Genomic DNA, 10,525 nt, shown 5'->3' with positions numbered 1-10,525 from the left:
GGGCGGGTGGCCGGGGCGGCGGGGTCAGGGCCTGAGGCGGGCGAGGTCCTCCGGGGAGAGCAGGCCGAAGGCGGCGACCTCCTGCCGGGCGGGCCCGGCGCCGCCGTTCGCGGCCAGCCGGCGGGCCAGGGCCTCGACGGTCTGCGCGGCGAACAGCTGCTGGAGGGGGATCTCGTGACCGGCCTCGCGGGCCAGGCCGACGATCCGGACGGCGTGCATCGAGTCGCCGCCGATCTCGAAGAAGTTGTCCCGGGTGCCGACCCGGTCCAGACCCAGCACGCGCTGCCACAGCCCGGCCAGCAGCTCCTCCTCCGGGGTGGCCGGGGCGATGTGCTCACCCGCCGCGCCGGCGAGCGGGCCCGGGGCGGGCAGGGCCTTGCGGTCGACCTTGCCGTTGGGGCTGAGCGGCAGCGCGTCGAGCACGACGAAGGCACTGGGCACCATGTGCTCGGGCAGCCGCTCGGCGAGGACGGAGCGCAGCTCGCCCACCGACGGCTCGTGGGACGCCGTCAGATAGGCGACGATCCGCCGGTCCCCCGGCCGGTCCTCGCGGACCACGACCACCGCCTGCCCGACGGCGTCCAGGTCCAGCAACGCGGCCTCGATCTCGCCGAGTTCGATGCGGAAGCCGCGCACCTTGACCTGGTGGTCGGTGCGGCCCAGGTACTCGAGGTGGCCGTCGGCGTGCCAGCGAGCCACGTCCCCGGTGCGGTAGAGGCGGGCGCCGGGGGTGCCGCCGTACGGGTCGGGCACGAAGCGGTCGGCGGTCATTTCGGGGCGGCCGCCGTAGCCGCGGGCCAGCTGCACCCCGCCCAGGTACAGCTCACCGGGCACCCCGACGGGGGCGGGGCGCAGAAGGGCGTCCAGGACGTAGGCGCGGGTGTTGGCGATGGGGGTGCCGATGGGGACGGCGGCGCCGTTCCGTTCGGGGCGGGACGTCCAGCGGGTGACGTCGACGGACGCCTCGGTGGGGCCGTACAGGTTCTCCAGGGCGGCCCGCGGCAGCTCCCGGTGGAAGCGGCGGGCCAGCTCCGCCGGGAGGGCCTCGCCGCTGCACACCACCAGCCGCAGCGACCCGCAGTCGGCGGCCCGCCCCGCCGCGAGGAACGTGTCCAGCATGGGCGGCACGAAGTGGCAGACGGTGACCCGCTCGTCCCGCACCAGCGCGGCCAGGTGCGCGGGGTCGCGGTGCCCGCCGGGCTCGGCCAGCACCAGCCGGGCGCCGGTCAGCAGCGGCCAGAACAGCTCCCACACCGACACGTCGAAGCTGATGGGCGTCTTCTGCAGCACGGTGTCCGCACCGGTCAGCCGGTACGCGTCCTGCATCCAGCGCAGCCGGTTGACGATGCCCCGGTGCGGCACCTGCACGCCCTTGGGCCGGCCGGTGGAACCGGAGGTGTAGATCACGTACGCCAGGTGGCCGGGACCGGCGACCGGTTCGGGCTCGGACGCCGGGTACCCGTCCCCGGCCCGCTCGTCCACGGCTACGACGGTGATCCCGTCGGCGGCGAGCGCCTCGCCCCCGCCCGGGTGGGCGAGCAGCACCGGCACCCGGGCGTCGGCGAGCATGAACGCCAGCCGCTCGTGCGGGTATCCGGTGTCCAGCGGCAGATAGGCGCCGCCCGCCTTGAGGACCGCGAGCAGGGCCACCATCAGCTCCGGCGAGCGGTCCAGGTGGACGCCGACGACCGTGTCCGGGCCGACGCCGAGGCTCCGCAGCCGGTGCGCGAGCGCGTTGGCCCGGCCGTGCAGTTCGCCGTAGGTCAGCTCGCGGTCCGCGAACCGGACGGCGACCGCGTCCCCGTGCCGGCCGGCGGCCTCGGCGAGCAGCCCGGTCAGGGTGTCGCCGTCCGGCCAGTCCACGGCCGTGTCGTTCCAGGTGTCCAGGAGCCGGGCGCGCTCGGCGGACCCGAGCGGGTCGATCCGGGAGAGCGCGGCCGTCGGGTCGGCGGCGACGGCGGTGAGCACACGGGTGAAGTGCTCCGCGAACCGTTCCGCGGTGGCCGGGTCGAACAGCTCCACGTCGTGGTCGAGCCAGCCGATCAGCTCCCGGCCGGTGTCGATCATCCGCAGGTTGAGGTCGAACTGGCTGTTGGCTGCGGATACCTCCACCAACTCACTCTCCACACCGGGCAGTTCCAGGGTGCCGAGCTCGACGTTCTGCAGGGCGAACAGCGCCTGCACCAGCGGCCCCCGGGACAGGTCGCGCTCCGGGGCCAGCTCGTTCACCAGCCGTCCGAAGGGCACCCGCTGGTGGGCGAAGGCCGCCAGGGCGCTGTCCCGGACCCGGCCGAGCAGCGCGCCGAAGCCGGGGTCGCCGTCGAGGTCGACCCGGAGCGGCACGGTGTTGAGGAAGCAGCCGGGCAGGTCCTCGAACTCGGCGCGCGGCCGGTTGGCGACGGGCGTGCCGACCAGCAGCCGTTCCTGGCCGCTCCAGCGGGACAGCACGACGGCGTAGGCGGACAGCAGGGTCATGAACAGGGTCGCGCCCCGGGCCCGGGACAGCTCGCGCAGCGCGGCCGAGGTGGCCGCGTCCACGGTCACCCGGCGGCGGGCGCCGCGGTGGGCGCGCACGGCCGGGCGCGGCCGGTCGGTGGGCAGCTCCAGCACCCGGGGCGTGCCGTCCAGGTGGCCGCGCCACCACTCCACCAGCCCGTCGAGCACCGGCCCGTCCAGGTCGGCACGCTCCCAGCGGGCCACGTCGGCGAACTGGAGTGCGGGCTCCGGCAGTTCGCCCGCCCGCCCGGCGCAGGCGGCCGACAGCTCACGCAGCAGCACCCCGAACGACCAGCCGTCGAACACGATGTGATGCACCGTCAGGGCCAGTACGTGATCCCCGTCGGCGATCCGCAGCAGCGCCACCCGCAGCAGCGGGCCGCGCGCCAGGTCGAAGGGCTCCCGGACGCTCTCCATCGCCGCGGCCACGGCCGCCGCCTCCGGGTCCGGCCGGTCCGACAGGTCCGTGACGCGGACGACGACCCGGGCACCGGGGACGGCCCGCTGGCGCGGGCCGCCGTCCGGTCCGGCCTCGAAGACGGTCCGCAGCACGGCGTGCCGGTCCACCACCGTGTCCACGGCCCGCTGCAGCACGGCCGCGTCCAGCGGGCCGCGCAGCCGCAGCACCACGGGCATGTGATACGCCGTGTCGCCGGGGCGCAACTGCTCCTCCAGCCACAGCCGTTCCTGGGTCCAGGACAGCGGCGCGGGCTCGGCGGGGTCGGTGCGCGCGATGTCCGCGTACGCCGCCGGGCCCGTCTCCGCCCGCGTCTCCCCGTCCACCAGGAGGGGTGCGAGTGCGGCGACGGTCGGGTGGGCGAACAGGTCCTGGAGGGTGAGTCGTTCGGCGGCCGGGCCCGGGAACTCGCGCCGGATCCGGGCCAGCAGCCGGGTCAGCAGCAGCGAGTGCCCGCCGAGCGCGAAGAAGTCGTCGGTGGCGCCGACGCGTTCGCGGTGCAGCAGCGCCCGCCACTGCGCGGCCAGCCGCTCCTGCACCGGGCCCCGGGGGGCGACGAAGGTGCCGGTGGCGGCCTCGGCGCGGTGCTCCAGGGCGCGCAGGGCGTCCCGGTCGACCTTGCGGTTGGCGGTGAGCGGAAGGGCGTCGAGGACCACGTACGCGGACGGCACCAGGTGGCCGGGCAGCCGCCGGGCCAGCGCGGTGCGCACCTCGGCGAGGTCCGGGGCGGTGTCGCCGGCAGCGTCACCGGCGGCGAGGAAGGCCACCAGCCGGTGGTCGCCGTCGGTGTCCGGCAGCGCGAGGACGGTGCTCTGCCGGATCCCGGGCAGCGCGTCGAGCGCGGCCTCCGTCTCGGCGGGCTCCACCCGGTGACCGCGCACCTTGGCCTGCCGGTCGGCGCGCCCGAGGTGGTCCAGCAGCCCGTCGGGGCGCAGCCGGGCGAGGTCGCCGGTCCGGTAGATCCGCTCCCCGACCCGTTCGGAGAACGGATCGGGCACGAACCCGGAAGCGTCCTCGTCGTCGCCGTACCGGGCCAGGTACGGGGTCCGTACGACGAGTTCGCCGATCTCCCCGAGCCCGGCGGGGCGGTCGCCCGCGAGGACCAGCAGCTGAACGCCCTCGATGCCGGGACCGAGCGGCACCGGCCCGGCCGGGAGGGCGTCGGCGGGCGTGCCCGCGCGGTGCGCGAGGTGGACGGAGACCGCCTGCGGGGTCTCGGTGGCGCCGTACAGGTTCAGCAGGTCGGCGCCGGGCGCCAGCCGGGCCCAGGCGCGCAGGGTGCGGCCGGTGAGGGTGTCGCCGCCGAAGCCGGCCAGCCGCAGCGCGGGCCAGCCCGCCGTGCCGTCCGCCTGGTCGGCGAGGGCGCGGCCGAGGGCCGGGGTGAGGTGGGCGACGGTCGGCGCGGCCTCGGCGAGCCAGCCGGCGAGGGCGGCGGTGTCCCGGACGTCCGGACCGGGGAAGACGGCGGCGCCGCCCGCCCACAGCGGGGTGAGGACGTCCCGCAGGAACGGGTCGTGGCCGAGCCCGGACAGCACGGCGAACCGGTCGTCCGGGCCGAGGCCGAAGGCGCGCGTGTACCAGTCCAGGAAGTGGATGAGCGGCCGGTGGGTGCCGACGACCCGGCGGGGCCGCCCTGTGGTGCCCGAGGTGAAGGCGACATAGGCGTCGGCGTCGAGGGCCGGAGTGACAGCGGGGCCGTCGTCGGGCAGTCCGGCCGGAGCGCGTTCCGGCTCCTCGCCGGGTTCGGCGCGCAGCACCGGTCCGGTGACGAAGCCGGGCAGCGGCAGGCCGGGGGCGCAGCCGATCCAGGCCCGGGGCGCGAGGGCCTCGGCGCGGACCCGCAGGGCGTCCTCGGGATGGTCCGCGTCCAGCACGGCGAAGACCGCGCCCGCCTTGACGGCGGCCAGGACGCCGAGGACGACGGCAGGGTGCCGGGACGCGTGCAGGGCGACGACGTCACCGGGCCGGACACCGCGCTCGTGCAGCAGCCGGGCCAGCCGGCCGGTGGTGCGTTCGACCTCGGCGTACGACCACACGCGGTCGCCCGCGATCAGGGCGGGGGCGTCCGGGGTGGCCGCGGCGTGCTTGGCGAGCCGCTCGGCGAGCGGCTCGGGGGCGACGGGCACCAGCTCCGCCGCGGGGTCGGGCAGCAGGGCCGCGGAACGCCGGGTCGCCAGGTCGAAGTCCCTTACCGTGCGGGCGGGTTCGGCCGCCGCCTGGGCCAGGACGGAGCGCAGCTGGCGCAGCAGCTCCTCGACCCGTCCGGCGTCGAACAGACCGGCGTCGTACACCGCCTCCAGGGTGTAGCCGCCGTCGGATCGGGCACCGGCGTACAGGGTGAGGTCGAACTTGTTGTCGATGTCGCCGTAGGGCAGCTGTTCCACCGCGCAGCCCGCCAGGCCGGGGGTGCCGACGGGCGGCAGCATGTTGAAGAAGACCTGCACCAGCCGGCCCCGGGACAGATCGCGTTCCGGCGCGAGACCGGCGACCAGCCGTCCGAACGGCACCCGCTGCCGGGCGAAGGCCTCCAGCGCGTCGTCCCGGACCCGGCCGAGCAGCTCGCCGAACGCCGGATCGCCCGCCGCGTCCACCTTCAGCGGCAGGGTGTTGAGGAAGCAGCCGACCAGGTCGCGGCTGCCGGGACCGCGGGTGGACGCCGGGGTGCCGACGATCATCCGCTGCTGCCCGCTCTGCCGGGCGAGTACGACACCGAACGCGGCGAGCAGGGTCATGAACGGCGTCGCCTCATGGGCTCGGGCCAGCTCCCGCACCGCCGCCCCGGCCACCGCGTCCAGCTCCCGCCCGACCCGGGCGCCACGGTGACCGCGTACGGCGGGACGCGGGCGGTCGGCGGGCAGCTCCAGCACCCGGGGCACCCCGTCGAGGTGCCCGCGCCACCACGCCACCAGCTCGTCGGCCCCCGCCTCGCCGACCCGCTCCCGCTCGGCGCGCACCGCCTCGGCGAAACCGCTCCGGGGCGGCCTGAGGGCGGTGCCGGGGTCGGCGTACAGCCGGGACAGCTCGTCGAGGAGGACCGCGAACGACTGGCCGTCCGCGATCAGGTGATGGGCCGACAGCAGGAGCAGCCGCGCGTCGTCGGCGTACCGGACGGCCAGGACGCGCAGCAGCGGTCCGTGGGCCAGGTCGAACGGCTCGCGCACGGCCCGGCGCAGCGCCGTGTGCGCCGCCGCCTCCGGGTCGGCGAACCCGCGTACGTCCTCGGTGCGGACGGGTACGGTCACCACGGCCGACACCCGCTGCCGGGGCTCCCCGTCCTCGGCGGAGAAGACGGTGCGCAGGGCGTCGTGGCGGGCCACCAGGGCGTCCACGGCGGTCTGCAGCGCGGTGGGGTCGAGGGGTCCGCGCACCCGTAGCACCACCGGCATGTGGTACGCGGTGCCGCCCGGGCTCAGCTGCTCCTCGAACCAGATCCGCTCCTGGGTCCAGGAGAGCGGGGCGGCCGGGTGGTCGGTCATGAGGGGTCCCCCAGAAGATCGGTGCGGCCGGTGAGGTCGGCGAGGCCGGTGGTGAACAGGGCCGCGGTCTCGGCGAGCGCGGCGGGGCCCAGCAGCCCCTCGGGTGCGGTGACGGCACCGGCGAAGGACCGGCCGTCGTCCCAGAGTTCGCAGGTCAGCTCGGTCTGGCAGCCGAGGGCGGGGGCGGGCAGCGGAGTGAACCGCACGCCGTCCGCCTCGGCCGGGACGGCCACCCGCTGCAGCGCCAGCAGGTTCTGGTAGAGCGGGGCGCGGCCCGGCGCCGGGCGGGGCGCGCACGCGGCGACCTCGTCGGTGCCGAGGGCCGTGTGCGCGAAGACCTCCAGGAGCCGCTCGCGGACCAGCCCCAGCAGGGCCGGGCCGTCCAGGGCCGGGTCGGCGGCGATCCGTACGGGCAGGCCGTTGGCGAAGTAGCCGACGGTGCGCTCGTGGCCGTCGGGGCGGTCCTCGACGACCGTGCCGACGGCGAGGTCGTCCTGCCCGGTGACCTTGGCGAGCGCCCGCCACCAGGCGGCGAGCAGCGGCACCAGCACCGGGTACCGCTCCCGGGCGGCGAACTCCCGCAGCCGTGCGGTGTCCTGCGGGCCGAGGTCGACGGGGTGCGCGACGACGGGCCGCGTCCACACCTCCCGTAGCCCGGGTACCGCCCCGCCGGGCCACCGCGGCGCGGCCAGCCCGGCCAGCCGCCCCCGCCAGAACTCCCGCGCCGCCACGGCACCGGCATGCGGCACACCCGTGGGCGGCGCGGGTGCCGGTGCCGGGGACCGGCCCGCGTAGGCGGCGGCGAGGTCGGCCACCAGGATCTCCTCGGACCGGCCGTCGTAGACGATGTGGTGCACCGCGAGCAGCAGCAGCCGACGCCCGTCCGCCGACTCGACGACACCGGCCGCGAACAGCGGACCGGCCTCGATGTCCCGGACCCGGGCGGCGAGTTCCCGGGTGAGTGCCGCCTCCACGGACCCGGCGGCCGGAGCGCGCCCGCCGTCGGAGGTGGACCGGGGGTGGGGGTTCGCGTCGGCGGCGGGCCGCGGCCGGTGGTCCCCCGGTGCGGCCGTACGCATCAGCAGCGCGGGCGGGGCCGGGGCCTCGACGACCCTCCGGCGCGGCCGGCCGCCCTCGCGGGAGAACGTGGTGCGCAGTGCCGGATGGGCGGCGGCGACCGCCTCCAGCGCGTGCCGCAACCGGTCCGGGTCCAGCGGGCCGTCGACCTCGATCCGGCTGACCGCCACATGGCCGGGGGCGCCGGGCGCCAGCCGCGAGGCCAGCCAGAAGCGCCGCTCCCCCGGGGACAGCGCGGCCGGATCACCGGAGCCGCTGTCACCGGCCGGTTTCTCGGCCCCCCGGGCCGCCGCGAGCTTCTCCAGCGCGGACACGCTCGGGTTCTCGTACACGTCCCGCGCCGACAACCGCACCCCGAGCACCCGGGAGAACCGGGCGGCGATCCGCAGCACATGCAGCGAGGTCGCCCCGGACATCAGCAGATCGGAGCCGGCACGCAGCCCAGGCACCGCGAGGATGTCCCGCGCCTCACGCAGAGCGGGGGCCGCGTCCGGGGCACCCGGTACGGCGGAGGCCGGTACGGCGGAGGCCGGTACGGCGGAGGCCGGTACGGCGGAGGCCGGTGCGGCGGGAACGCCGACGGACCCGGCACGGTCCCCGACACCGAGGACATCGTCGCCCCCGGCAACCCCGACAACCCCGCTCCCCGGCGCGGCAGAAGCGCCCGCAGACCCGGCACGGTCCCCGGCGCCGTCTCCGGCACCGAGGGCGTCTCCGGCACCGAGGGCGTTTCCGCCCCTGGCGGCCCCGGTCGGCCACCCGGCCCTGAGGGCCCCGCCCCCGACACCCGCCGCACCCCGCTCCCTCACCCACGCCTCCACCGTGCGCAGGTCCGCCTTGCCCGTCGGGCCGAGGGGGACCGAGGGCAGGTGCAGGTAGCGGTCGGGGCGCAGGTAGGAGGGGAGGGTGGACGCGGCCGAGTCGCGGAGGGCGGGTTCCGGGAGGGGGGCGGCGTTGTCGGTGGTGTAGGCGCAGACCGTGCCGGTGACGGTGGCGTGCGGGTCGCGCAGAGGGACGAGGAAGGCGTGCCGGATGCCGGGGAGGGCGGCGATGCGGCGTTCGACCTCGCCCGGCTCGACCCGGTAGCCGCGGATCTTGAACTGGCGGTCGGCGCGGCCGACGTAGGACAGCCGGTCCCCGTCGTCCATGCGGACCCGGTCGCCGGTGGCGTACGCGCGCAGGGTGCCGTGGCCCGGGAGGGCGACGTCGGCGAACCGGCGGGCGTTCTCCTCGGGCCGGTGGAGATAGCCGAGGGCGAGCCCGTCGCCCGCCACCCACAGCTCGCCCTCGGTGCCGCGGGCCACGGGGCGCAGGGTCTCGGGGTCGAGGACGGCGAGGACGGTGCCGCGGACCGGGCGGCCGACGGGGATGCCGTCCGGGTCGGCGGTGTCGGCGCGGCGGACGTCGTGCGTGGAGACGAAGACCATCGACTCGACGGGCCCGTAGCCGTTGGTGACGCGCAGCCCGGGGTGGTGGTCGAGGAGGGCCGCGAGGTGCGGTGGGGACAGCCGTTCGCCGCCGCACAGCAGGTGCCGTATCCCGGTGAACGCCCCGGGGTCCTCGTCGACGAACAGGTTGAGCAGGGAGCTGGTGAGCCAGAGCGTGTCGACGCCCTGCCCGGTGACGAGGGACCGCAGCCCGTCCGGGGTGATCGGCGTTTCGTCGGGGGTGACGCAGGTGCCGCCGTTCATCAAGGGCCCGAAGACCTCCAGCGCGCCGGCGTCCCAGTACGGCGCGGCGAGCAGGGGCATGACGGTGCCGGGCCCGAACGCGGCGTACCCGCCGTCGACGAAGGTGCGGACGAAGGCCCGGTGGGGCAGGACGACGCCCTTGGGGCGCCCGGTCGAGCCGGAGGTGAAGAAGACGCAGGCGGGGTCGTCGGCGCCGACGGCCGGACGGCCGGTCTCCGCTGCCAAGGGTCGGGCGGCGCCGGGGCCCGGCAAGGAGACGGTCCGGACCCCAGGCGGCAGCGCGGCCGAGGCGCCGGCCGCGTCGAGGACCACGCGGGCGCCGAGGTCCTCGATCACCTCGCGCAGCCGTCGGGCGGGCCAGTCCGGGTCCACGGCGGCGTAGGCGGCGCCCGCCAGCAGCACGCCGAGCGCCGCCACGGCGGACTCGGCGCCGGCCCGGGCGACCACGGGCACGAAGCCGCGGGCCGGGACGCCCGCCTCGACGAGCAGATCGCGTACCGCGCGGGCGCGGGTGACCAGGCCGGCGTAGGTCAGGCGGGCACCGCCCGGTCCGCGCAGCGCTGTGGCGTGCGGGGACCGGGCGGCCTGCCGCAGTACCGCCTCGTGGGCGGTGGCGCCGGCCGGGACGGGACGTCCCGGGCCGACGGCGACCGATGGACGCGGGCCCGTCATGACAGGCGGGGCGCCGCGCTGAGCGCCGCCGCCAATTCGGCGGGGGTCGACCGCAGTACGGTGGTGAAGTCGGCCTCGATTCCCCAGAGTTCCGAGACGCGCTCGACCACCAGCACCGCGTGGTAGGAGTCGCCGCCCTGCGCCAGGAAAGTCAGGTCGTCGAGGATTTCGGTACCCAGGATGTCGGCGAGAAGCAGCCGGACGCTTTTCTTGGTGATTCCTTGGGACGCGTCGAGTTGAGTCATATCGTTTTCTCCACTGCTCGGCGGGCCGGGGCGCGATCGGATTCCTAGCTCCAGCCGCTGTCGTCGAGCGGCCCGGCGAGGGCGCTCTCCGAATGGGCCTTTTCGGCCACCGTGGCCGTCGGGAGACCGTCCGTACCTCGTGCGGCAGCTGTGTGCGCGCCACCGGCCAGCCCGGTCGCGGCCAGCAGAGCAAAAACGACAAACCCGTACCTAGTCACGGAAAAATCCCCCGTATTCGAGACGCTATGTGACCGGCCGACCGCACGGCCGACCCTTTCACGATGTTGTAATCCCGCCTGCATAGCCGTCCAGGGAGGTCGCCCCGCATGATGGTGCGAACAGGAAACTGCAGGGGGGAAGAAGTGGACAAAATCCTGGAAACCGACCCTTCACTGCTCCTTCAGGGACTCG

At 76.3% G+C, this 10,525-nt stretch carries 3 protein-coding genes; all 3 read right to left on the bottom strand.

Features of this window, described 5'->3' with window-relative positions:
• Positions 1–24: 24 nt before the first annotated feature.
• Genes ACFZDK_RS12920 through ACFZDK_RS12910 form a run of 3 tightly spaced genes read right to left on the bottom strand, consistent with a single transcriptional unit; the run spans position 25 to position 10,114 of the window.
• A complete protein-coding gene (locus ACFZDK_RS12920) occupies positions 25–6,429 on the bottom strand; it encodes an amino acid adenylation domain-containing protein (protein WP_390972050.1) in 6,405 nt (2,134 codons plus the stop codon).
• Positions 6,426–9,869 carry an AMP-binding protein gene (locus ACFZDK_RS12915; RefSeq protein ID WP_390972049.1) on the bottom strand — a complete coding sequence of 1,148 codons (3,444 nt, stop codon included), beginning with the start codon at positions 9,867–9,869 and terminating at the stop codon, positions 6,426–6,428. Before ACFZDK_RS12915 ends, ACFZDK_RS12920 begins: the two co-directional genes overlap by 4 nt.
• On the bottom strand, positions 9,866–10,114 hold the full coding sequence (locus ACFZDK_RS12910) for a phosphopantetheine-binding protein (protein WP_390972048.1): 249 nt from the start codon (positions 10,112–10,114) through the stop codon (positions 9,866–9,868). Before ACFZDK_RS12910 ends, ACFZDK_RS12915 begins: the two co-directional genes overlap by 4 nt.
• Between the last annotated feature and the right edge of the window lie 411 nt (positions 10,115–10,525).

This window comes from Streptomyces sp. NPDC007901 (assembly GCF_042959465.1).
GTDB lineage: Bacteria > Actinomycetota > Actinomycetes > Streptomycetales > Streptomycetaceae > Streptomyces.
This window is presented reverse-complemented; position numbering and strand designations above follow the sequence as displayed.